We start from the raw sequence: 266 nt of genomic DNA on the forward strand, positions 1-266 counted from the left end.
GACGAGAACATGTACTGTACTGTTAAAGAAATCATCCGCGATGTACTGGATACAGACGTGCCGGACAGTGAATGCGTTTTTGCCGTGGTGCTGACCCGTGGGGATGTGCGCCACATAGCCCAGGACTGGAACCTGTCAGACGATGAGCTGGAAACCGTCATGCAGCGGCTGGACGATGCCTTTGAATATGGTGCGGATGTCAGCATTGTTCACGACGTTGTTCGTGAGCTGATGGAAGAAAAGCGTGCCAGCCGTCAGGTGACAGT

At 53.4% G+C, this 266-nt stretch carries 1 protein-coding gene; it reads left to right on the forward strand.

All coding sequences use genetic code 11. The features are described 5' to 3' along the window. The coding region (locus tag GYB81_RS23575) for a hypothetical protein (protein WP_368854858.1) at window positions 1-266 on the forward strand (266 nt) is incomplete at both ends.

This window comes from Pseudomonas yangonensis, from assembly GCF_009932725.1.
Classification (GTDB): Bacteria; Pseudomonadota; Gammaproteobacteria; order Pseudomonadales; family Pseudomonadaceae; genus Aquipseudomonas; species Aquipseudomonas yangonensis.